This is a genomic window from Corynebacterium gottingense (assembly GCF_002285125.1).
GTDB lineage: Bacteria > Actinomycetota > Actinomycetes > Mycobacteriales > Mycobacteriaceae > Corynebacterium > Corynebacterium gottingense.
Genome location: NZ_NSGN01000003.1, coordinates 161,415 through 184,296, shown reverse-complemented (window position 1 = coordinate 184,296; position 22,882 = coordinate 161,415). Strand labels below are relative to the sequence as shown.

Annotated in this window: 21 protein-coding genes; 11 read left to right on the top strand and 10 right to left on the bottom strand. The window is 65.9% G+C overall.

Annotated features, from left to right (window positions below; all coding sequences use genetic code 11):
* Nucleotides 1-175 precede the first annotated feature (175 nt).
* Both ppc and CKJ82_RS04425 read left to right on the top strand, forming a co-directional pair.
* Entirely contained in the window at nt 176-2,833 is a 2,658-nt protein-coding gene (gene ppc, locus CKJ82_RS04430; protein WP_095537192.1) for a phosphoenolpyruvate carboxylase, read from the top strand.
* Nucleotides 2,834-2,884: 51 nt separating this feature from the next.
* The gene (locus CKJ82_RS04425) at nt 2,885-3,832 is read left to right on the top strand and encodes a putative endonuclease domain-containing protein (protein ID WP_095537191.1); all 948 of its coding nucleotides are present in this window, start codon (nt 2,885-2,887) and stop codon (nt 3,830-3,832) included.
* 250 nt (nt 3,833-4,082) lie between these two features.
* On the opposite strand, the gene CKJ82_RS04420 is transcribed toward CKJ82_RS04425, so the two are convergent.
* Complete coding sequence (locus CKJ82_RS04420) at nt 4,083-6,260, bottom strand: NADP-dependent isocitrate dehydrogenase (RefSeq protein ID WP_095537190.1); 2,178 nt, start codon at nt 6,258-6,260, stop codon at nt 4,083-4,085.
* Nucleotides 6,261-6,351: 91 nt separating this feature from the next.
* Here CKJ82_RS04420 and CKJ82_RS04415 point away from each other — a divergent pair, with 91 nt between their 5' ends.
* From CKJ82_RS04415 to bsaP, 4 genes are all read left to right on the top strand, one after another.
* The gene (locus tag CKJ82_RS04415; protein ID WP_095537189.1) at nt 6,352-7,278 is read left to right on the top strand and encodes an exodeoxyribonuclease III; all 927 of its coding nucleotides are present in this window, start codon (nt 6,352-6,354) and stop codon (nt 7,276-7,278) included.
* Complete coding sequence (locus CKJ82_RS04410) at nt 7,275-8,069, top strand: trimeric intracellular cation channel family protein (protein WP_095537188.1); 795 nt, start codon at nt 7,275-7,277, stop codon at nt 8,067-8,069. The genes CKJ82_RS04415 and CKJ82_RS04410 overlap by 4 nt, the downstream gene beginning before the upstream one ends.
* Nucleotides 8,070-8,196: 127 nt before the next feature.
* Nucleotides 8,197-9,243 carry a biotin synthase BioB gene (gene bioB / locus CKJ82_RS04405; protein WP_095277691.1) on the top strand — a complete coding sequence of 349 codons (1,047 nt, stop codon included), beginning with the start codon at nt 8,197-8,199 and terminating at the stop codon, nt 9,241-9,243.
* Nucleotides 9,243-9,446 carry a biotin synthase auxiliary protein BsaP gene (gene bsaP, locus CKJ82_RS04400; protein WP_095537187.1) on the top strand — a complete coding sequence of 68 codons (204 nt, stop codon included), beginning with the start codon at nt 9,243-9,245 and terminating at the stop codon, nt 9,444-9,446. The genes bioB and bsaP overlap by 1 nt, the downstream gene beginning before the upstream one ends.
* A gap of 16 nt (nt 9,447-9,462) precedes the next feature.
* Here the strand turns inward: bsaP and CKJ82_RS04395 are convergent, their stop codons facing one another.
* From CKJ82_RS04395 to CKJ82_RS04380, 4 genes are all read right to left on the bottom strand, one after another.
* The gene (locus CKJ82_RS04395; protein ID WP_095537186.1) at nt 9,463-10,146 is read right to left on the bottom strand and encodes a hypothetical protein; all 684 of its coding nucleotides are present in this window, start codon (nt 10,144-10,146) and stop codon (nt 9,463-9,465) included.
* On the bottom strand, nt 10,143-10,826 hold the full coding sequence (locus CKJ82_RS04390) for an ATP-binding cassette domain-containing protein (protein WP_095537185.1): 684 nt from the start codon (nt 10,824-10,826) through the stop codon (nt 10,143-10,145). Before CKJ82_RS04390 ends, CKJ82_RS04395 begins: the two co-directional genes overlap by 4 nt.
* Complete coding sequence (locus CKJ82_RS04385; RefSeq protein ID WP_095537184.1) at nt 10,823-11,176, bottom strand: GntR family transcriptional regulator; 354 nt, start codon at nt 11,174-11,176, stop codon at nt 10,823-10,825. Before CKJ82_RS04385 ends, CKJ82_RS04390 begins: the two co-directional genes overlap by 4 nt.
* A 126-nt stretch (nt 11,177-11,302) precedes the next feature.
* Nucleotides 11,303-11,833, bottom strand: a complete 531-nt coding sequence (locus CKJ82_RS04380) for a type 1 glutamine amidotransferase (protein WP_095537183.1) — start codon at nt 11,831-11,833, stop codon at nt 11,303-11,305.
* A gap of 236 nt (nt 11,834-12,069) precedes the next feature.
* Between CKJ82_RS04380 and trpS the strand changes: the two genes are divergently transcribed.
* Complete coding sequence (gene trpS, locus CKJ82_RS04375; RefSeq protein WP_095537182.1) at nt 12,070-13,077, top strand: tryptophan--tRNA ligase; 1,008 nt, start codon at nt 12,070-12,072, stop codon at nt 13,075-13,077.
* 91 nt (nt 13,078-13,168) lie between these two features.
* On the top strand, nt 13,169-14,254 hold the full coding sequence (locus CKJ82_RS04370; protein ID WP_095537181.1) for a YhjD/YihY/BrkB family envelope integrity protein: 1,086 nt from the start codon (nt 13,169-13,171) through the stop codon (nt 14,252-14,254).
* Here CKJ82_RS04370 and CKJ82_RS04365 read toward each other — a convergent pair.
* From CKJ82_RS04365 to CKJ82_RS04345, 5 genes are all read right to left on the bottom strand, one after another.
* Nucleotides 14,205-15,500 carry a D-alanyl-D-alanine carboxypeptidase family protein gene (locus tag CKJ82_RS04365; protein WP_240510681.1) on the bottom strand — a complete coding sequence of 432 codons (1,296 nt, stop codon included), beginning with the start codon at nt 15,498-15,500 and terminating at the stop codon, nt 14,205-14,207. The genes CKJ82_RS04370 and CKJ82_RS04365 overlap by 50 nt on opposite strands.
* A gap of 63 nt (nt 15,501-15,563) precedes the next feature.
* The gene (locus CKJ82_RS04360; RefSeq protein WP_095277673.1) at nt 15,564-16,703 is read right to left on the bottom strand and encodes a trimeric intracellular cation channel family protein; all 1,140 of its coding nucleotides are present in this window, start codon (nt 16,701-16,703) and stop codon (nt 15,564-15,566) included.
* A gap of 22 nt (nt 16,704-16,725) precedes the next feature.
* Entirely contained in the window at nt 16,726-17,964 is a 1,239-nt protein-coding gene (locus tag CKJ82_RS04355) for a SatS C-terminal domain-containing protein (RefSeq protein ID WP_095537180.1), read from the bottom strand.
* A 60-nt stretch (nt 17,965-18,024) separates the two neighbouring features.
* A complete protein-coding gene (locus CKJ82_RS04350; RefSeq protein ID WP_240510680.1) occupies nt 18,025-19,113 on the bottom strand; it encodes a C40 family peptidase in 1,089 nt (362 codons plus the stop codon).
* Nucleotides 19,110-19,391 (bottom strand): hypothetical protein, encoded by a 282-nt coding sequence (locus CKJ82_RS04345; RefSeq protein ID WP_095537179.1) that lies wholly within the window; start codon nt 19,389-19,391, stop codon nt 19,110-19,112. The genes CKJ82_RS04350 and CKJ82_RS04345 overlap by 4 nt, the downstream gene beginning before the upstream one ends.
* Nucleotides 19,392-19,520: 129 nt before the next feature.
* Between CKJ82_RS04345 and upp the strand changes: the two genes are divergently transcribed.
* From upp to CKJ82_RS04330, 3 genes are all read left to right on the top strand, one after another.
* Nucleotides 19,521-20,156: a uracil phosphoribosyltransferase gene (gene upp / locus CKJ82_RS04340; protein WP_095537178.1), complete on the top strand. Its 636-nt coding sequence runs from the start codon at nt 19,521-19,523 to the stop codon at nt 20,154-20,156.
* Nucleotides 20,157-20,226: 70 nt separating this feature from the next.
* Nucleotides 20,227-21,411, top strand: coding sequence for an amidohydrolase (locus CKJ82_RS04335; protein WP_095537177.1), 1,185 nt, complete (start codon nt 20,227-20,229; stop codon nt 21,409-21,411).
* 61 nt (nt 21,412-21,472) lie between these two features.
* Nucleotides 21,473-22,879 carry an NAD(P)H-quinone dehydrogenase gene (locus tag CKJ82_RS04330; RefSeq protein ID WP_095277660.1) on the top strand — a complete coding sequence of 469 codons (1,407 nt, stop codon included), beginning with the start codon at nt 21,473-21,475 and terminating at the stop codon, nt 22,877-22,879.
* The last annotated feature ends 3 nt before the right edge of the window (nt 22,880-22,882 follow it).

The window sequence follows — 22,882 nt, the reverse complement described above, 5'->3', positions numbered from 1 at the left end:
CCCGTTGTGTACCAAGCTGTCTATTTTGCGTGTTAAATGGCTGAATAAAATTGAGGCAGTTTACCCAGCTCGTGGAAGTGTGATGTGCGTTGCGGTGAGCGGGTATGTGATCTGGTTTACATTAGATGGTGTGCCGGACACCGCCTAAGAATTCGAAGCTGTAAGGAGACACCACGTGCCAACCCAACCCGCAGACCACGTCCGTGAAGACATCCGACTGCTCGGGCGGGTGCTTGGCCGGGTGATCGCCGAACAGGAGGGGCAGGAAGTCTTCGACCTGGTTGAATCCACCCGCCGCACCGCCTTCGACATCGCGCACGGCGACGCCACCCCGGATGACCTGCTCACCGTGCTCCGCGGGCTGGACACCGCGAAGATGAACCTTGTCGCCCGCGCGTTTAGCCACTTCGCGCTGCTGACCAACCTTGTCGAGGACCTGGACGACGAGAAGGTCCCCGCCCCGGTATCGCTGCGCAACACGTTCGCGCACCTGCACGACCGCGAGGTTGGCGCAGATCGGGTCGCCGAACTGGTCGCCGGCGCGCAGGTCTCGCCGGTGCTCACCGCGCACCCCACCGAGACGCGTCGGCGCACCGTCTTTGACACCCAGACACGCATCAAACGCCTGCTCAGCGAGCTTCACGCCGGCGCCGATCCCGAGGCGATCGAGCGCGAGATGGAGCTGCGCATGACGCTGCTGTGGCAGACCGCCCTCATCCGCATCGCGCGCCCGCGCCTCGAAGACGAGATTGACGTCGGCCTGCGCTACTACAAACTCTCGCTGCTCGAGCAGATCCCGGAGCTCAACCGCGCCATCCAGCAGTTGCTTGCCGACGCCACCGGGACCGCCCCTGTACTCACCCCGGTCCTTCGCCCGGGCTCCTGGATCGGCGGCGACCACGACGGCAACCCGTACGTCAACGCGGAAACGCTGACCTACGCCACTCGCCAGGCCGCCGACACAGCGCTGGCGCACTACCTGGACGAGCTGGCCGACCTGGAGCGCGAACTTTCGCTGTCGGACCGCTATTCCACCTGCTCGGCAGAGCTTGCCGAGCTCGCTGACGCCGCCAACAATACCGCCGAGTCCCGCGTGGACGAGCCCTACCGAAGCGCCGTGTACGGGATCCGGCACCGCGTTGCGGCGACGCGCGCGGCGTTGGCGGGGGAGCAGGTGGGCGTCGACAAGCATGCGCCCTACGCCGACCCCGCGGAACTGCTCGCCGACCTGGACTGCATCGACGCCTCGCTGCGCGAGCACGGCGGCGCGATTATCGCCGATGACCGTCTCGCGCGTCTGCGCTCGGCCGTGACCACCTTCGGCTTCCACCTGTACACGCTGGATCTGCGGCAGAATTCCGAGTCCTTCGAGGCGGTCGTGGCGGAGGTGCTCGCGACAGCCGGTGTCTGCGAAAACTACGCGGAGCTCGTGGAGGAGGACCGAGTGGAGGTGCTCGTCGAAGAGCTGCGTACACCGCGACCATTGCTGCGCGCCGAGGTGCAGCTTAGCGACGCCACGCGCAAGGAAATGGGCATCCTCACCGCAGCAGCACGCGCCGTTCGCGACCTCGGACAAGGCGCGATTGCCCAGTGCATCATCGCTATGACCGGGGCCGTCTCCGACATCCTCGAACCAATGGTGCTGCTCAAAGAGGTTGGGCTCGACGCGGTCAACGTTGTGCCGCTGTTTGAAACGATCGACGACCTCGCGCACGGCGCCCGTATCCTCGAGGACCTGTGGTCGCTGCCTTTCTACCGCGACTACCTGCGCGAACGCGGCGACGTGCAGGAGGTCATGCTCGGCTACTCCGACTCCAACAAGGACGGCGGCTACCTGCAGGCCAACTGGGCGCTTTACGACGCCGAACTCGCTCTCGTCGAACTCTGCAACCGCCACGGCATCCGCCTCCGGCTCGCGCACGGCCGTGGCGGGGCGGTCGGCCGCGGTGGCGGGCCCACCTACGACGCCATCCTCGCTCAACCCAAGGGCGCGGTTGACGGCTCGATCCGCATCACCGAGCAGGGAGAGATCATCTCCGCCAAATACGGCTCGCCCGAGACCGCGCGTCGCCACCTCGAGGCCTTTGTGGCCGGGGCGTTCGAGGCGTCGCTGCTGGACACCGAGCCGATTGCCAATCCCACGCGTGCCTACGACATCATGCGCGCGCTGTCATCGTATTCCGGCGAGAAGTATTACGAGCTCGTCCGTGACCCCGGCTTCATCGACTACTTCACACAGTCCACGCCGTTGCACGAGATCGGCGAGCTTAACCTCGGCTCCCGCCCCGCTTCCCGTAAGCAGACCACGGCGATTTCCGACCTCCGAGCAATCCCCTGGGTCCTGTCCTGGGCGCAGTCGCGTACCAACGTGCCCGGCTGGTTCGGCGTCGGTACCGCGGTGGAGCGCTGGGCGGGCGAGAGCGAAGCACGCTGGGACGAGCTGCGCGAACTCTACCGTGACTGGCCCTTCTTCCGATCTGTAATGGCAAACATGGCGCAGGTGATGGCGAAGGCGGAGGTGTCGCTGGCGCGCCTCTATGCCGACCTGGTGGAGGACCGCGAGGTAGCCGAGCGGATTTTCGGGCTCATCTCCGACGAATTCGAGCGCACTCGCCAGGTGTACTTCCGTATCACCGGGCACACGGACCTGGTTGCCGAGAATCAGCGGCAGGCCCGCTCGCTCAAGCGTCGCTACCCCTACCTGCTGCCGCTCAACGCCGTCCAGCTCGAGCTGCTTCGCCGCTACCGCGCCGGCGACGAAACGTTCCTGGTCTCCAAGACCATCCAGGTCACCATGAACGGGCTCGCCACAGCGCTGCGCAACGCGGGGTAGGTTTCCGCGAAGTGAGGGAACCTGGACCTGGTTTTCTTCGTCAAACTAGGTATGGGGATTGACAGAGAAAACCAGGTCGAACTGCGGCGGTGGGAAGCACGGAAGGGGGAGCTGCGGCGGGGGATCGTCGATAAGCGCGCGCTGTCGCGGGAGGCACTCGTGTATCTCGCTGAGCACTATTTGGCGCTGAGCTCAGTGATCTACTACCCGCGTAGCGTGTGGGAGGAGCTGCGATACCATGAGCGGCAATGGCTGCGCGTCGAAGCCGCTGGCAGGACAAGTAACAGCGCGATCCTAGTTGGACGTTCGGCTGCGCGGATGCACGGTATGTGGGTCATTAGCACGTCAGCGGAACACATTGAGCTCGCCTTGCCATCCGGGGGTGTCTCTACCAACAGAGATCGTAGTCAGGGCCTGGTGTTTCGTCGATCGAAACTGCTCCCGATGGACATTGGCGACGTTGACGGGCACCGACTGACAACCGGTTTCCGCACTTTCGCTGACATCGCCCGCTACCACGGATTCGTCGAGGGACTCGTGGCGGCCGACTACCTACTCCGGAGAGGGTTCGATCTGGAGATGCTGCATACACATGCTGCCTTGCTCGGAAGAGCCAAGGGAATCGGTACGGTAAGAAAATGTTTGGACCACGCGGTAGCCAACTCCGATTCACCGTACGAATCCCTCGCGCGTGGGCTGCTCATCCAAGCAGGAATTGGTCCGGTGACAACGCAGTATGAGGTGGCTGGGCGGTATGCCGATCTGTGCATCGATGGCTGGCTGCTCATCGAGATCGATGGTGAGGTGAAATACCAAGGCCCAGACGCAGAACAGGTGAGGCAGAAGGAATTTCGCCGGCAAAAGCGGATAGCGAACCAGGGGTATGTGTTCCTGCGGTACTCGCCGGGCTTCCTGCGCAGAAATCCGGAGACGTTTGTGCAAGAAGTGCGCGACACTCTGGTGGGGCAGCAGAAAGCGGTGCGGCGGAGGCTACGTTGATGCGGCTGACACGAAAGCTAAAACGTAGCGGGAGAAGCGTAGCCCCTAAAACGTAGCCCTTCGAGTAAACGGAAAAACTTTGGCCAACTCAAACATGATTTACTCGAAAGGCTACGTTCTAGAGGCTACGCATTAGGGGCTACGCTTCTGAGGCTACGTAGTGCGATATTGACAGGCCAGGTCAAGAGCCGCAAACCAAAACCCCGGCCACCGCGAAAACGCAGCAACCGGGGCCGGAATGGCCGAGCGCCTACTTCTTCAGCGCGTCGATGACCTTGTTGAAGGTCCCGGACGGGCGCATGACCGCGGTGGTCTTCTCCTCGTCCGGCCAGTAGTAGCCACCCAGGTCAGCGGCGGAACCCTGTGCGGCGAGCAGCTCGGAGTCGATCTGCTCGGCGTTGGCGCGCAGGTCCTTGGCGATCGGGGCGAACGCGGAGGCCAGCTCGGCGTCGTCGGTCTGGGCGGCGAGTGCCTCGGCCCAGAACAGGGACAGCCAGAAGTGGGAGCCGCGGTCGTCGATCTCGTTGACCTTGCGGGACGGGGACTTGCCTTCGTCGAGAAGCTGCTCGGTGGCCTTGTCCAGCGCGGCGGCCAGGACACCGGCGCGCTCGTTGCCGTTGGTGTTCTTCTCGTGGCGGAAGGACTCAGCCAGCGCAAGGTACTCGCCGAGGGAGTCCCAGCGCAGGTGGTTTTCTTCCTGGACCTGCTGGACGTGCTTCGGGGCGGAGCCGCCGGCACCGGTCTCGAACAGGCCGCCGCCTGCCATCAGCGGGACCACGGAGAGCATCTTCGCGGAGGTGCCCAGCTCGAGGATGGGGAAGAGGTCCGTGTTGTAGTCACGCAGCACGTTGCCGGTCACGGAGATGGTGTCCTCGCCGCGACGGATGCGCTCGATGGAGGTCTTGGTGGCCTCGACCGGGGACTGAATGGAGATGTCCAGGCCCTCAGTGTCGTGGTCGGCCAGGTACTTGTTCACCAGCTCAATGAGGTTGCGGTCGTGGGCGCGCTCCTCGTCGAGCCAGAAGATGGTCTTCATGCCGGAGAGGCGTGCGCGGTTGACGGCAAGCTTGACCCAGTCCTGGATCGGGGCGTCCTTGGTCTGGGTGGCGCGCCAGATGTCGCCCGCCTGGACGTCGTGCTCGATGAGCACGTCGCCTGCGGAGTTGACCACCTGGACGGTGCCGTCGGCCGGGATCTTGAAGGTCTTGTCGTGGGAGCCGTACTCCTCGGCCTTCTGCGCCATGAGGCCGACGTTCGGGACGGTACCCATGGTGGTCGGGTCGTAGGCGCCGTTGGCGCGGCAGTCGTCGATCACGGCCTGGTACACACCGGCGTAGGAGGAGTCCGGGATGACGGCCAGGGTGTCCTGTTCCTGGTCGTCGGCGTTCCACATGTGGCCGGAGGTGCGGATCATGGCCGGCATGGAGGCGTCGATGATCACATCCGACGGCACGTGCAGGTTGGTGATGCCCTTGTGGGAGTTCACCATGGCGAGCGACGGGCCGTCGACAAGCTGCTGCTCGAACGCCTTGCGGATCTCCTCGCCGTTCTCCAGCTCGGACAGGCCGTCGAGAATTGCGCCGAGGCCGTTCTCGCCGTTCAGGCCGGCCTCGAGCAGCTCTTCGCCGTACTTGTCAAAGACGGGCTTGAAGTAGGCGCGCACGACGTGGCCGAAGATGATCGGGTCAGAGACCTTCATCATGGTGGCCTTCAGGTGCGCGGAGAAGAGCACGCCCTCTTCCTTGGCGCGCTTGACGGCCTCGAGCAGGAATGCGTCGAGCGCAGCGGCGGACATGTACGTCGCGTCGATGACCTCGCCGGCCTGGACCTTCAGACCCTCCTTGAGCACAGTGCCGTCGGCCATCTTGATGGTGAGGGTGTCCTCGGACGGGATAATGACGGACTTCTCGTTGTGGCGGAAGTCGCCGGCATCCATGGTGGCGACGTTGGTCTTGGAGTCCTTCGACCACTCGCCCATGGAGTGCGGGTGCTTCTTGGTGTAGTTCTTCACAGCCTCCGGCGCACGGCGATCGGAGTTGCCCTCGCGCAGCACCGGGTTCACAGCGGAGCCCTTGACGGCGTCGTACTTCTCCTGTGCCTCCTCGTACTCCGGCAGGTCGAAGCCGGCGGCCTGCAGCTCGGCGATGGCCTTCTTCAGCTGCACCAGAGATGCGGAGATGTTCGGCAGCTTAATAATGTTCGCCTCGGGCGTCTTGGCGAGCTGGCCGAGCTGCGCCAATGCGTCGTCAAGCTTCTGCTCATCGGTGAGGCGCTCCGGGAACTGCGAGATAATGCGGCCGGCGAGCGAGATGTCGGCGGTATCCACATCGATCCCTGCCTGGGAAGCGAACGCCTCCACGATCGGCTTGAGCGAGTAGGTCGCCAGCAGGGGCGCCTCGTCGGTGCGGGTCCAGATGATCTTAGCCATTGTGCTCCTCATTTTTCTGGTTGGCAGTACTCAACCTCTCAGCGTACAGCGTTTACATACCGCTTGTCCTGTAAAAGGTAGTCTCGGGGGCATGAGTCTCACTATCGCTTCTGTGAATGTCAACGGGATTCGGGCCGCGACGAAGGTCCGCAACGAGGACAACCTGGGCATGCTTGAGTGGCTGCAGCACACCAGCGCCGACGTGGTACTGATGCAGGAAGTCCGTGCGACGGAGGAGCAGGCGCACGCGGCGCTTGCCCCCGCCCTCGATGAGGGTTGGCAGCTGGTAGTTGCGCCCGCTGAGGCGAAGGGGAGGGCCGGGGTTGGCATTTTGTCGAAGCATTCGCTTATCGACGTCCACACGGGCATCCCCGGATTCGAAACCGCTGGCAGGTTCCTGGCGGGGACCCTGCCATGCGGGACGCGCGTCGCCTCCCTCTATCTGCCGTCGGGCGCGGCGGAGACCGCGAAGCAGGACGAGAAGTACGAGTTCCTCGACCAGTTCGAGCCGCTGCTTGCGCAGTGGGCCACGCAGCACCCGCAGATGGTGATCGGCGGCGACTGGAACATCTGCCACCGCCGCGAGGACCTGAAAAACTGGAAGACGAACCGCAAGAAGTCCGGCTTCCTGCCGTCGGAGCGCGCGTTTATGGACTCGGTCTTCGGCGCATTCCCGGACGATGAGGCGCAGGATATAGAGGACAAGGCGAACGCCGGTTGGGTCGGCGCGGTCGACTACGGTCCCGAGGGTGCGGCGCCGCGCACGGCTGCGGCGGAGCCAGCGTGGTTCGACGTGGCCCGTCGCCTGTCGCCGGAAGCTGCGCCGTACACGTGGTGGACCTACCGCGGACAGGCGTTTAACAACGACGCCGGGTGGCGCATCGACTACCAGGCCGCGACCGCAGACATGCTTGCCCGGGCCCGGGGCAGCTGGGTGGAAAAGGCCGACGCGGTGGAGCTGCGCTGGTCGGACCACTCTCCACTGCTGGTGGAATACGCCGACGGGGGTGGCGCATGATCGCTTCTTATGTTGCCAACTTCAGCACCGCGAACCTGGTCTCCATCCTCTACGTCATCGGCATCGTGGCCGAGGCGATGACGGCGGCGGTGGCGGCGGGCCGGATGCGCATGGACCTGTTCGGCGTGATCACGCTCGGCGCGCTGACCGCGCTGGGCGGCGGCACGGTGCGCGACGTGCTGCTCGGCACGTACCCGCTGACGTGGGTGGAGCAGCCGCTGTACCTGGTCACCGTGATCGTCGCGGCTGCGGTGACGGTGCGGGTGAGCTGGTTGCTCGTGCGGCTGCGGCGCAGCTTCCTCGTCGCCGATGCGATCGGCCTGGCGGCGTTCGCCGTGCTGGGTATCCAAACTGCTGTGGAGAACGGGCACGGCTTCATCATCGCGTGCGTTGCGGCGGTGACCACGGGCGTGTCGGGCGGTGTGCTTCGCGACGTCCTCTCCGACCGCGTCCCACTCGTCTTCCACAAGGAGATGTACGCCTCTGCCGCCGTCATCGGTGTTGTGGTGTGGTGGGTCCTGTCCTGGCTGGGCGTCCACGAGTGGGCGGTCATCCTAGTAACGCTCGTCGCGGTGCTCGGGGTGCGCCTGTTCTCGCTCAAGCGGGGCTGGAGCCTGCCGGTCTACGAGTACGACGAGGAGGCCGCCGCGGCGTACGACCCGCGATACGCCCTGACCACCTTCATGTATCACCGCGCTCGCCACATTCCGGGCGCGCGCACCGCGTACCGGGGCTTGAAGAAGATGAAGCTGCCGCCCAGGAGCGAGCGGAAGCGCTCCGACGGCGAGTGATCCTGACATCGCGCACCCCCGCCCCCAGATTCGGGGACGCGGGGGATTTTTGGGGCAACACCTGAACACTGTTCAAGCAATGCGGTAGCCTTTTGGCAGTCATTACATTGAGAACGGAGTTTAACCAATGTCACACGCACCTATTCTTGATATTGCACGCGAAAAGGCCCTGGAGAAGGGCGAGGGTCTGAACCAGGAGGAGATCCTGCAGGTCCTCCAGGTTCCTGACGAGGACCTCCAGGAGCTGCTGGAGATCGCGCACGAGACCCGCATTAAGCACTGCGGCGTTGACGTGTCGCTGGAAGGCATCATCTCCCTGAAAACCGGTGGCTGCCCCGAGGACTGCCACTTCTGCTCCCAGTCCGGCCTGTTCGAGTCCCCGGTCCGCGCCGTGACCCTGGACATCAACGAGCTCGTTGAGGCTGCCAAGCAGTCCGAGAAGATGGGCGCGGCTGAGTTCTGCATCGTCGCCGCCGTGAAGGGGCCGACCCAGCAGCTGCTCGACCAGGTTGCCGCCGCGGTCAAGGCCATCCAGGACGAGGTGGACATCTCCATCTCCGCATCCCTGGGCATCCTCACCCAGGACCAGGCGCGCCAGCTCAAGGAGATGGGCGTGTCGCGCTACAACCACAACTTTGAGACCGCGAAGTCTTACTTCCCCAACGTGGTGACCACCCACACCTGGGAGGAGCGCAAGAACACGCTCGAGTACGTGCTGGCCGAGGGCATGGAAACCTGCTGCGGCGGCATCATCGGCCTGGGTGAGTCCCTGGAGCAGCGCGCCGAGTTTGCCACCCAGCTCGCGGAGATCCAGCCGCACGAGGTCCCGATGAACTTCCTCGATCCGCGCCCGGGCACCCCGTTTGAAGACCGCCCGCTGGTTCCGCAGGGCGAGGCGTTGCGTGCTGTTGCCGCGTTCCGTCTGGCCATGCCGACCGCACAGCTGCGTTTCGCTGGCGGCACCGAGCTCGCGCTCGGCGACGACGGCACCGAGGCCGGCCTCCTCGGCGGCGCCAACGCCATCATCGGCGGCAACTACCTGACCACCCTGGGCCGCCCGATCGAGCAGGACCGCGAGGCCGTCGACCGCGTGCTTGACCTGGGCATCACCCCGGTCGGCCAGAAGATGAAGTCCGGCCACGGCGCGGTCTACGACACCATCAAGGCCCTCTAATGCGCGTGCCGGAGAGCACCGAGCTTGCCGACGCCATCCTGTCCGGCGAGATTCAGCTGCCCGTGAACCCGAACCGCCCCTATGACGCGCCGCGCATCTGCCCGGTGTGCGAGCGTCGCATGGTGGTGAAAATCAGCCCGTTTGGGTGGGAGGCCTGCTGCTCCCGCCACGGGCTGCTGCGCTCGGAGTGGTTGGAGCGGTAGGGGGGGCGAGTGGTTGCTAGGGCACGAAGCGCTTCGTGCTACGAAACGCCACCGCGCTGACGGCGAGTGTGACCAGGCATGCGGCACTCATGCCACTGACTGCGGCGGTGTACCACTCACCTATATGGGATTCAATAGTCCAGCACAGTGTCACCGCGATGAGGAAGGTGGAGAAAGCGGTGATGAGGCCGCGCCCGGTGCCGTAGGAGGCGTAGACCAAACCGAGCGCAACCCCCACGATGGCAGCCACGAAGAAGAACGCGATGTGGAGCAGCATCGTCAGGGTCATAGATGTGGTGTCTTGCCCGGCGTTCGCCATGATGTAGGCATCGCCGTTCGTGTCCGTCCAGGGTACGTCTGCGCCGTTGGTGAATAGGAACAGGTCATAGGGCTGGTAGTACGGGTTCTTGAACTGGTTGTAGATCGAGGATGCCGCGGTGGACACTCCAAGTATCACCGCCGCAATGACGGCGGTGATTGTTGCAGAGTTCATCCACGCGGAAAAGCTCGCGCCGAGCTGGTTTAACGCGCTCCACTGCGTGCCAGCGTGGATAAATAGGGCGGTCAGGGCGAAGCCTCCGAAGATGGTCCAGAAGGAACCGTCTCCACTGTAGAAACGGCCCAGAGGGGCCAGGATTAGTAATACGGCCAACGCCACCAGGTAGGACAGCGGCTTGAAGGGGCTGAGGAAGAGTTTCATCGTGCGGGCCTTTCTGTCGCAAGGAGGTCGATGAGTTCGGCATCGTCCGGGTACTCGATGGGTAGGTGGACATCGTTCTCACTGATGGGTTCGGTGAAAGTGGCGCGTGTCGTCGGCCCGAGGCTCGCTGACTCCGCAACAGGGAAGCGGGCGATAAGTTCTTTGATCTCGGCGGTGGGGCCGGTGACCGTCGGAAAACGCAGGCGGGCGTCGTCGAGTGGGACAGGGCGCGAGACCTCGTGATCGAATGTCTGCATGACATGGGTGGCCAAACCGGCGAAGTCCTCGGCGCGATGCGACGCCATCACTACGCTGCGCTGCGGGTTCTCCGCGATGTAGTCAATCAGCCGTTGGCGGACCTGTTTGCGGGTGGTGGTGTCGATGCCGTCAAACGGCTCGTCGAGGAGTAACAGGTCCTTGCCGATGGCTAGGGCTACCTCGATGGTGAGGAGTCGGCGCTGCCCAACGGAGAGGTCCCTGATACGGGTGTTGGGGAAGTCGAGCTCTGCATGTGGGTGGATGGCCGCGACCGCGCGCAGGTGGTCGTCTACGGTCGTGCCCGCAAACTTCGCGTCCGCACCAGCCGGGACAAACGCGGCGTGCGGGCCCATGAGTGTGTGTAGGAAGTGGGTTTTGCCGGCGGCGTTTGGACCGACCAGCGCGTAGAAGCCGGGGTTCATTGGGGGCGCTCCTTTTTAATCATTGCGGCCAGCTCCTCGGTGGTGATGCCGAGCTGGTTGGCCTCATGGACAAGCGGTTGGACAAAGTTGCGGGCAAATGCCTCGCGACGCGTACCTAATACCTGGTCACGCGCACTCTCTAGAACAAACATGCCGAGCCCGCGACGCTTTTCCAGCAGGCCCTCGTCGAATAGTTCGGTGAGCGCCTTGGCGGAGGTTGTTGGGTTGACGGAGTGATAGGCGGACAACTCGTTGGTGGACGGCACCCGGTCGCCGGGAGCGAGGGCGCCAGCGCCGATGAGGTCACGTAACTCATCGGCAATCTGTTGGTAGATGGGTTTACCACTCATGTGGGTAACCATAGAACCAGCAAGGCTGGCGTGTCAACCCCCAAATTTTCCAACGCGCCGGTAGGGCCGGTTAGGTCGCGAAAGCTGCTTGTCAGCGCTGATTTCTAGCAGTGCTGCATCCCTGTACTACTGGTCGGGTCGAGCAAGTGGTAGGCGAAATCTGAAATACCTACCGCAACTACCGCCACACCTGGGGGGGGCATGGAAGGAGCCGGTGGCGAGGGTGTCGCCGGTATGGGTGAGGCGGTCGACGTGACGCGAGAGATCGTGGGCGACGGTGGTGGCGTCGTAATTGCTGCGTGCGGCCCATTGACCTGCGACATCAGGGGCGCATTCGGGGGAGAACTGCACCGAAACGATGGGGTCGAGCCACATTGCCTGGATAGGGCAGTGAGCACTCGAACCGAGTAGTTGCGCGCCGGGCGGGAGTGACACTACTGCGTCGTGGTGGGATTCGACGACAACCGGCTCGAGGATGAGGGGGCCGAGGAGAGGGTCTGTGCGACCGGCTTCGGTCAGCGACAGCCGTACGGTGCCCTTTTTGTTCTGGCTGGCCAGGCCAACGGAGACGTCACCGCCGAAGCAGTCGGCGATGATCTGGTGGCCGAAGCTCTGGAGCGGGCTGATCGGGTCGAGCTGGAGGGCAGTGATACGCACGTTGAGGAATCAAACGAGACGATGCGACGCATTTCATCAGTGACGCGGATCTGCCGTTGCCCTCGTGTTCTCTTGAGGATCAGCTTCTCGAATGAAGTCTAGCCACGGTGCGGATGTTCTCCCTTGGCATCCTGAACTGTCTCAGGGCGGTTACTTACAGTCATCGCTGCTCTTTTCGTGGGCTTCATCGTAGCGATAAAGAACCCCCGGTTCCCTCGATTACGTATCGGGTTAATATGTGGTGTATGAAACGCGTCCTTTCCGGAATCCAGCCCACCGCCGACTCCTACCACCTGGGGAACTACCTCGGTGCGCTGAAGCAGTGGATCGACCTGCAGGACGAATATGAGGCGTTCTACTTCATCCCGGACCTGCATGCGATCACGGTGGAGCAGGACCCCGAGGAGCTGCGCCAGCGCACGATCGCCGGCTGCGCACAGCTGATTGCGCTGGGCATCGACCCGGAGAAGTCCACCCTGTTCGTGCAGTCGCACGTGCCGGAGCACGCGGAGCTGACCTGGGTGCTGCAGTGTCTGACCGGCTTTGGCGAGGCCAGCCGCATGACCCAGTTCAAGGACAAGAGCCAGAAGCAGGGGCAGGACCGCACCTCGGTCGGTCTGTTTACCTACCCGGTGCTCATGGCCGCGGACATCCTGCTGTACTCCCCGCAGCTCGTGCCGGTGGGCGAGGACCAGCGCCAGCACCTCGAGCTGACGCGCAACCTGGCGGAGCGCTTCAACGCCAAGCGCGGCGAGACCTTCGTGGTGCCGGAGGGCTTCATCCCGGAGGGCGCGGCGAAGATCTATGACCTGCAGGATCCGACCTCCAAGATGAGCAAGTCGGGCCAGAACCCGAAGGGCCTGATTAACCTGCTGGACGCGCCGAAGACGTCGGCAAAGCGCATCCGCTCGGCCGTGACCGACGCGGACGGCGTCATCGCCTACGACAAGGAGAACAAGCCGGGCGTGTCCAACCTGCTGGTCATCCAGTCGGCGCTGACGGGCAAGTCCATCGATGACCTGGTCGCCGGCTACGAGGGCCAGGGGTACGGCGCGCTCAAGGTGGACACGGCGGACGCGCTCGAGGCGTTCACCACCCCGCTGCGCGCCCGCTACGACGAGCTCATGTCGGACCAGGCGGAGCTCGAGGCCATCCTCGCCCGCGGTGCGGAGCGCGCCCGAGAGGTCGCCGCGCCGCTGCTCGCCGATGTCTACGAGAAGACCGGTTTTCTCAAGCGCGCCTAGCACCACACGGGGCATCAAGTATCGACGCCCCAACGCTTCCTCTACGATTGTGGTGCTGACAACAGTCCACTGAGTGAGGAAGGATTGCCGCATGGCAACATCGACGTCGCCGTCCAAGGCGTACACCGACGAGCACGGCATTGAGCGTGCCACGAAGCAGCAGCAGGACGGCGCAATGGACGAGGTGCAGAAGAAGGCGCCCGCCGTTGGCCACCTGTTGCGCATGAACGACCGCTTCGGCGCCCAGGGCGGCAACCACTACGCTGCGGGCATCACGTACTTCTCCGTGCTCTCGCTCTTCCCGCTTTTGATGCTGGTTTTCGCCGGCCTTGGCTTCTTCCTCAACGCCCGCCCGGACCTCATGCAGGACATCCAGAACCAGGTCAGCGAGAGCCTGGAGGGCGACATGGGCAGCATGGTCAATGACCTCATCCAGTCCGCGATTGATCAGCGCGGCGCGGTCGCCGGCATCGGCCTGCTCACCACCCTGTGGTCCGGGCTCGGTTGGATGAACAACCTGCGCGTCGGTGTGTCCGCGATGTGGAACCTGGACGCCAACGAGGGCGGTGGCTTCGTGTCGAAGAAGCTGTGGGACCTCGTTGGCCTGATCGGCCTGATTGTGCTGTTCGTCGTCGCGTTCGCCGTCACCGCGCTCGGTGTCTCGGGCTGGACGGACCAACTGCTCGAGTACGTCGGCCTGGACCAGGTCCCGGGTGCGCGCGTGCTGGTGTGGGTCGTCGGGCTGCTCGTGGGCATCCTGGCGAACTTCCTCGTCATGCTGTGGGTCGTGATGTTCCTGCCGCGCACGAAGGTGCCGGTGAAGTCCGGAATGCAGGGCGCGCTGCTCGGAGCGATCGTCTTCGAGGTGATCAAGCAGTTCGCCGGCCTCATCATCGGCGCGATGACCGGCAACCCGGCGGGCGCCATCTTCGGCCCGCTGATCTCCCTGATGGTTGTGCTCTACCTGATCTGGCGCGTCGTCCTGTACGTGTCCGCGTGGACCGCGACGACCCAGGAGAGCCTGAAGCGTGCGCCCGCAGAGGTGCCGGAGCCCGCCGTGATCAACGTGCGCTCCGGCGCCGCCCGCCAGAATTCCAACACCGGCAAGGCGCTCGGTGTCGGCGCGGCTATCGGCGCCGTCGGTGTCGGGGTGGTGTCCCTCTTGACCCGAGGCTAAGCGCCAGCGCCACCAGCGCCAGCACGGCCACGCCGGCGACGATCCCGATGGACTTCCACGGGGTGGTCGCCGGCGCTTTTTGCGCATCAGTGCTTGTCGACGCCCCCTCGTCCGGACCCGGAGCGAGGGGAGTGGTGGAGGGCGAGGTGGAGGGGGCGGTGGCGTCGTCAAGCGATGCGACGCCCTGGCCCGCGGCGACGGGGTAGGCGGCGGCGAGGAGCTCCTGGGCCTGGCCCCACGCGCGGTGCTCGCCGACGGTGGTGTCCAGGAGCACCGCGACGAGGCGGCGACCGTCGTGGTGCACGCCGCCGACGAAGGTGTGATTGGCGTCGTCGGTGTAGCCGGTCTTGCCGCCGATGCCCTCGGGGTCGTTGAGGTAGAGCTGGTTGTCGTTCCAGAGCTGGAAGCCGGGCAGGTCATCGAAGCCGGGAAACTCGTAGGAATCCGTGTCCACGATGCTGGCAAAGGTCTGGTTCTGGAACGCGGCGCGGTAGGCCAGCGACAGGTCCCAGGCGGAGGTGGACATGCCGGGGGCGTCGAGACCGGAGTAAGACGCGACGTAGGTATCGCGCATGCCGAGGTCCTGGGCGAGCGCGTTGACCTTGCGCAGCGCCGCGTCGTCGCCGCCGATCGCCTGGGCGAGGGCGTGGGCGGTATCGTTGCCCGACGCCATGAGCAGGCCGTGCAGGAGGTCGCTGACGGTGTAGGTGCCGCCCGCCCCAATGCCGGCGCGCGAGCCCTCCTGGTTCGCAGACGCTTCCGAGACCGGGACCTGTTGGTCCAGCGGGAGCTCGTTGATCACCACGAGCGCGAGCAGGACCTTGATAATCGAGGCCGGCCGGTACCGCCCGTGCGGGTCCTTCATCGCGAGGACCTCGCCGGAGTCGGCGTCGAACACGGCCCAGGCGGAGGCGTACACGTCGCTCGGCACCGCATAACCGGGCGGGACGATCACGCCGCAGGGGCCGTCGTAGACCTGCGGCGGCGGCGTCGGCGTGGGCTGGCCCGGCGCGAGCCGCTCGGAGGTGGACATTGCTTCCGACGGCCGCTGCGCGTTCGGGCAGCTGTCGGTGTCCGGGGCGCGGTCGCGCACCGGTGGGACCCAGTTGCCAAACTCGTCAAAGTGGCCGGGGCCTGGGGTGAGCGCAGTCGTGGACGTCTCCTGCGCGACCGCCAGGTTCGGGGCGGCAGGCACCGCGATGGCTATCGACGCCACCGCCACGGCAGCGACACTTCTCCGTTGCACAAACACATCGCATGATCGTACGCGCTGCCTGCCACGGGCCCGCGGACGGACGCGCGGGCGGCGCTACTCGTCGTTCTGGGCGTAGCGGGCGGCGAGGCGCTCGATGAGCTCGTCGGTGAGCTTGTCGTCAGCGAGGATCGTATCGAGCATGTCGTTGTGCATTGCAATTGTGTCGGCGTCGGCGGGGCGGCGGTCCTCGGGGGCTGGGTCGTCGTCGTACGAGTCGCCGGCGAGGTCCACGCCCAGGCCGTCGAGGAGGCTCTCGGGTTCGGCGGGCTCAGTGGCGTCGCGAGGCGATTGCTCGGCCTTGTCCAGCATCGTCGGGTCGATGGCGGAGAACTCGTGGGTGAACTCCTGCAGGAAATCGTCCGCCTCCGTCTGTGCGGTGGCGCGGCGCTTGCCCTTGCGCACCTCGCTTTCGATGCGTCGCTGCAGCGCCTTCTCCATCTGGCGGTGGCGCCACGAGCGCACGCGGGTCGGCTCCAGCTCGCGGGCGACGGCGCGCGAGCGGTGCTCCGCCTTCTTGGCCAGGTGCGCCACCTGTACCGCGGTCTCATTCACCGGGGCGTACTCCGGGTTGGTGGACACGCGCCAATTCCCCCAGTAGCCGGCGAGGAACAGCGCGAAGCTGACGATCGGCCCCAGCACCATGCCCACGGCGAGGAACCCGGTCGCGTTGCCCAGCAGCATGATCAGCGCGCAGGCGACCGCCGGGATGACCGTCGGCTGGTTGTCGCCGAAAATGGACGGCTCGCGCCCGGTGACCACGTCGCGGATCATGCCGCCGCCCGTCGCCGTGAACACACCCATCATGATCGTGGGCAGGATGGGCAGGCCGTACGTGATCGCCTTTCCCGCGCCCGTGGCGGCCCACAGCGCCGAGACGAACGCGTCGCCGTGGCTTTGTAAGAGCTCCCAGGCCTTGCCCTTGAAGTAGGTGAAGCGGGCGATGAGCGCGCCCGTGAACGCCAAGATGAGGTACTCGGGTTGGTTCATGGCGGCGACGGTGCCCTGGTTGATTAGGACGTCGCGAAGCATGCCCCCGCCGAGGGCGGACAGCATGGCGATGAAGAAGAAACCGATGATGTCGTAGCCGCGGTGGCGGGCTAGGGTTCCTCCGATGATGCCCATGAGCAGCACACCGGAGACGTCGAACCAACGGTAGATAGTGGTGATTAGGGGATCGACCTGATCTGGGGTCATGGCGTGGGATGCCTGAAGCTTTCTAGAACTTGGAGAAGCGCTTAATGAGCTGCTGCTCCATCTCCGTCCAGCTTTGTGCCTTATCCGTAAACGGCGCGGACGGCACGTAGCCTGCGGCCTCGGTGGAACCGAGCATGTAGGCCAGGTAGTCCTGGAAGCGCGGGTTGGCCAGCAGGAAGGAATTGAGCGAGTCGTCCTTGGCCCAGTCGGCGGCGTCGGCAAGCAGCTCGTATGCCTTCGCCATCTGCTGGGTGTCCACGGCGTCGACCCCCTTCGCGATGTCCTGCGCAAGCCCGTTGAACGAGTAGGAGTTGTCCGGGTGGACCTCCACCTTCAGGTCGCCAGCGTTGGCGGCGTTGACCAGGTCCGGCCAGGTGGACACGGAGGCCAGGTCGTGTTCGTCGTTCTGCAGGATCCAGCGGCCGAGGTGCTTCGTGGACGGGAACGTCATGATCTCGCCGTACTTGCCCATGAACACAGGGGCCGAGCCGAGGTAGGTGCGCAGGGTGTACACGCTCTTGCCCTGGATGGAGATCTTGACCGGGTCGATGCCGGCGTTGGCCCACACCGTGGCGTCGTAAGGGTCCGCCGCGGCGGCCTGCTCCTTCTCCGCCGCCTCCTCGCGCTCCTTGTTCGCGGCGCGCGTCGCCTGGGCGGACTCGATCGCTGCAGTCGCATTATCGACGGCCACAGCATCCAGCTCATCCGCCGACACCAAGCGCACAGCGCCATCGAGCGACTCCACGACCTCCTTCCAGTTGGCCAGGATGACGTGGCCGAGCCCGGTCCACTCGTCCATGCCGTTCTCGCCCGCGTAGTGGTCGGCGCCGCGCGCCACGTTGCCCAGCACCGAGTGCGAGGCGAAGAAGATCTGCGCGTGCTCCGCGCTGGCTACGTCCGCCAGCGAGCGCGCGATCTGCAGCACGCCGCCCAGCGACGAGACGTTGACGTGGCTCGGGCGCCCCGCCAAGTACTCGGGCGCGCCGATGATGTCGAACGTGTGCTTCTCGTCCGGCACGACGCGGTCGTCGCCCTGGCCGCTAAAGTGCGCCCACTTCGGGTGGTCCGTCAGGTCGTGCTCGGCGTGGGTATTGATGTACGCCAGCAGCTCGGCCGGTGAATTAAACACCAGGATGGACTGGTCGTCTCCGAGGAACGCCTGCCACTCGGAGCCGTGCTCCTTCCAGGTCGGGGCCCACAGGGTGTAGAAGTCGCCCTGGGTCAGTGAAATCTTGACGGGGAGGATCGCGCGCGTGCTCATGAACGCAAACTTTACTAAAGGTCGCTGCGCGCGACGCACCCAACCCGCTGCCCCTTCCGGCTACGCCGTCGGACGCCAGAAGCCGCGGAACGGCATGCCGATGTTCTCGGTGCGCACCGGATTGAGCTGGACGGGGTCGCCCGCCTCGATCATCATCCCGTCGCCGGCGTACATGGCGACGTGGCCGTCCCACACCACCAGGTCGCCTTCCTGCAGGTCCTCGTACGCCACCTGCTGGCCGACGGCCTGCTCCGCTGCGGTGCGCGGGATGTCCACGCCGGCCTGCCCGTACGCCCAGGAGGTGAGACCGGAGCAGTCGAAGCCGCCGGGCTGGCTGCCGCCCCAGGTGTACGGGGTGCCGATCTGCGACTTCGCCGCCTGCACCGCAGCGGACCCGGCCGTACTCGCAGGGCTAACCGGTTCGCCGAGCTCTGGCGGGGTCGCATCGCCCGCGGGGCCGGGTTCGCCGCCGCCCACGCTCGCCGCCATCGGCTGCGCCGCCGGGCGGGTTTCCGGCACCGGGGTGGCGGTGGGACGGATCGCGGCCAGGGGAGAGCGATCGACCAGCTCGCCGAGCGTGCGCTGCGCTTCCTGCGCGACCGGCGACGCCACCAGCGCCTCCTGGGCGTGCATCGCCAGCGTCGTCTGGTTCAGCCGGTCGGCGAGGCCGTCGAGGTCATTGCCCAGGGTTTCCAGGATCGCGCCAGCCTTGAGCAGGCCGGTGATCACCACGGGCGCGGCGGCGGAGAGCTGCGCGAGCGGACCGCCGACGGCAGCTGCGGCGGCAGCGGCGGACGCGTTGCGGACCATGGAGATGGCGGTGTCCACGAGCTCGGCCACCGCGGTGGCGACGAGCGTGGTGCCGGTGACGACCATGTCGCTGATCTCGTCGCGCTGCGTGGTCAGCGCGGTGACCGCGTCGCGGTAGCGCCCGGCATCCGCCCCGACGACGCTGGCGAGCGGGTCGAAGGCGGCGAACTGCGGGGTGGAAAACGGCGGGAGCGTCGGGAAGATCTCCGGGCAGGACGCGAAGATCTTCGTGGCCGCGTAAAGCGGGTCGATGCACGAGCCCCGCGCGGTATCGCGCACCGCGGTGAAGGTGGGATGTTGGGCGAACGCGGTCAGGGGCGATGGCGTTGCTGTGCTCATAGCGCGCCCTCCAGGGTGAGCCCCGTGGTCTCGTCTACGCAGTGGGCTGCCTGCAGCGTGAGGTCCATGTTGCCCGCGATCCGGCGGGCGGCCTCCTGCAGCTCTTCGGCCTTGCCGTTGGAGCAGCGGATGGCGCCAGCGGTGGCGCGGGCGAAGTTGGCGAGCGGGCCGGTGGCGGGGATGGGCAGTTCGGACAGGGGCGAGAGCGATGCTGCGTCATTGCGCAGCGCATCGGTGTGGGAGCGGACATATGTGGCGTCGAGTTCAAATACGTTCATGCAGTATTAGACGCAGCGAAGGCGCCCCCGGTTCCATCGAGAGCCAAAAAAGTGGCAGATTTTTTGTCGCGCCCGCTGGACCTCGTTGTTTCGCGGTCGTTTCGCGCCAGTGGGTTAGCATGGAGAGTCATGGACATCACCGTTGTGAATCATCCCCTTGCCGCCTCCCGCCTGACCATCATGCGCGACGAGCGCAGCAACAACGCAGCTTTCCGCGCGGCGCTCGCGGACCTCGGCGCCATGCTGATCTACGAGGCCTCCCGCGACCTCGAGGTCGAAACCTTCGACACCGTCACCCCGGTGGATACCGCGCAGGGGTCCCGGTTGAAGACGCCGCCGATCATCGTCCCCATCATCCGCGCCGGCCTTGGCATGATCGATCCCGCGCTGTCCATGATCCCGGACGCGCAAGTCGGCTTCATCGGCATGGCCCGCAATGAGGAGACGCACGAGCCGGTGCCGTACCTGGAGGCGCTGCCGGACGACCTGTCCGGCCAGCCCGTCTTCCTCGTCGACCCGATGCTGGCCACGGGCGGCTCGCTCATCCACGCGATCGACCTGTTGGTTGACCGCGGGGCGGACGATATTACCTGCGTGTGCATGGTGAGTGCGCAGCCGGGCGTCGATAAGCTGCAAGCTCACGGCGGTCCCATCCGGCTCATCACCGCGGCGATCGACCCGAGCTTGAACGAGCAGGCGTACATCGTGCCCGGGCTTGGCGACGCCGGCGATCGCCTCTACGGGCCGCGCAATATTGACTTTTAGCTCTGCGCTGGGCGTGCGCGCGTAGACTGTCAGGCTAAGCACACGCCACATCGAGAGAGCCGGAGGGACAATGGCAGACACGGCATCAATCGCGGCAGCCGTGGACACATGGGTCACGCAGCACCACGACGAGGTCATCGAGTGGCGCCGACATCTGCACTCCCACCCCGAGCTTTCCAACGAAGAGGTCCAGACGACCAGGTTCATCCACGACGTCCTCGTCGCGCACGGGCTGCAGCCCGTCCCCTTCCCGGGCACCGGGCTGTACGTGGACATCGGACCGGAGGGCGGCGAACGCCTCGCGTTCCGCGCAGACATTGATGCCCTGAAGGTCACCGAGCAGACCGGCCTGTCGTTCGCCTCGACCGAGCCGGGGGTCTCCCACGCGTGCGGCCACGACGTCCACACCACCGTTGCGCTGGCGCTCGCATGTGCGCTTGCCAAAGCCACCTTGCCCCACGGCGTACGCGTCATCTTCCAACCGGCCGAAGAGGTCATGGGCGGCGGCGCGCTCGACGTGATCAAGTGGGGCGCGCTCGAAGGCGTGAGCACGATTTACGCGCTGCACACCGAGCCGAAGCTGCGGGTGGGGCAGGTCGGCGTGCGCGCCGGGGCGATCACGTCTGCCTCAGACGTGCTGAGCGTGCGGGTGGAGGGGCCGGGCGGCCACACCTCGCGGCCGCAGCTGACCACGGACGTGGTCTACGCCCTCGGCGCGCTGGTGACGCAGCTGCCGGCGCTGCTGTCGCGCCGCGTGGACCCGCGCACCGGCACCGTGCTGGTGTTCGGCCACGTGGAGGCCGGCGACGCCCCGAACGCGATCCCAAAGGTCGGCGTGCTGGACGGGACGATCCGCACCGCGGACATCACCACCTGGCGCGGGCTGGAGGACTTGCTCACGGACCTGATCGACCTGGTCGTCGCGCCGACCGGCTGCACCTACCACCTGGACTACGTGCGCGGCGTGCCGCCGGTGCTGAACGACGACGCCGCCACCGCCCTCGCGGCCGCCGCCGGCCGCGCCGTGGACCCGCACGGGATCGTCACTGCCCCGCAGTCCTCGGGCGGGGAGGACTTCTCCTGGTACCTCGAGCACGTCCCCGGCGCGATGGTGCGCCTCGGCGCGTGGAGCGGGAGCGGGGAACAGTACGACCTGCACCAGGGCAACCTGAACATTGACGAGCGCGCCATCGCCGTCGGCGTGCGCTTCTTCGGCTCCGTGGTGGAGCAGTACTTCAACGCATCGAAGCCTTAGGCGGGCCTGTACACTGGCGCACGAAAAATTCCGCTCGCAAATAAAAGGGGAGAGAAACTCGGTGTCGAAGAAGATCGTCATTGTTGGTGGAGGTCCGGCAGGGTACGAGGCCGCGCTGGTCGCGTCGAACTACGGCGCGGAGATCATCGTGGTGGAGGACCAGGGGGCTGGCGGATCGGCGATCCGGAAGGACGTGGTGCCGTCGAAAAGCTTCATTGCGGGCGCCAACATTAAGACGGACTTGCGTCGCGCCGACGACATGGGGCTCAACCACGGCCTGGGCGAGGCGCACCTGGCGCTGAGCGCGCTGAACAATCGCGTGGTGGCGCTGGCCGCTGAGCAGTCGCGCGACATTCGCGCCCAGCTGGACCGCGTGGGCGTGCGCTTTATCGACGGCCGCGCGCACTTCACCGACGAACAGCACGGCCACACCACGCACAGCCTCGAAGTCGAGTGCGCCGACGGCACCACCGAGCATATCGACTGCGACATGGTGCTCGTCTGCACCGGCGCGAGCCCGCGCGTGCTCAAGGGCGCCGAGCCGGACGGGGAGCGCATCCTCAACTGGCGCCAGATGTACGACCTCATCGAGATGCCCACCCACCTCATCGTCGTCGGCTCCGGCGTCACCGGCGCGGAGTTCGTCTCCGCCTTCGCCGAGCTGGGCGTGAAGGTGACCATGGTGGCCTCGCGCAACCGCATCCTGCCGCACGACGACGCGGACGCCGCCGACGTGCTCGAGACCGTCCTGGGCAACCTCGGCGTGCAGCTGGAGAAGGACGCGCGCGTCGAGCGCGTGGAAAACACCGGCGACGGCGTGGTCGTCCACACCACCGACGGGCGCGCCATCGAAGGCTCGCACGTGATGATGTCCATCGGCTCCATCCCCAACACCGCCGACCTGAACCTGGAGGCCGCCGGCGTGGAGACCACCCCGTCCGGCCACATCCACGTCGACCGCGTCTCCCGCACCAACGTCTCCGGCATCTACGCGGCGGGCGACTGCTCCGACCTCATGCCGCTCGCATCTGTGGCCGCGCAGCAGGGCCGCATCGCCGTGGACCACGCACTCGGCGAGGGCGTGACCCCCCTGCGCATCAAGACCGTGGGCAACGCCGTGTTCACCCGCCCCGAGATCGCCGCGGTGGGCGTGACCGAGCAGCAGATCAAGGACGGGGAGGTGGCCGCCGAGGTGTACAAGCTGCCCCTGGCCACCAACGCGCGCGCCAAGATGCGCTCCCTGCAGCACGGCTTTGTCAAGATCTTTGCCCGCAAGGGCTCCGGCCAGGTCATCGGCGGCGTGATCGTCGCCCCGACCGCCTCGGAGCTCATTCACTCGCTCACCATCGCGGTGGCCAACAACCTCACCGTCGCGCAGCTGGCCAACTCCATGGCGGTCTACCCGTCGCTGTCCGGCTCCGTCACGGAGGCGGCGCGCCGCCTGGTGAAGAAGTCCGACCTGGACTAAACC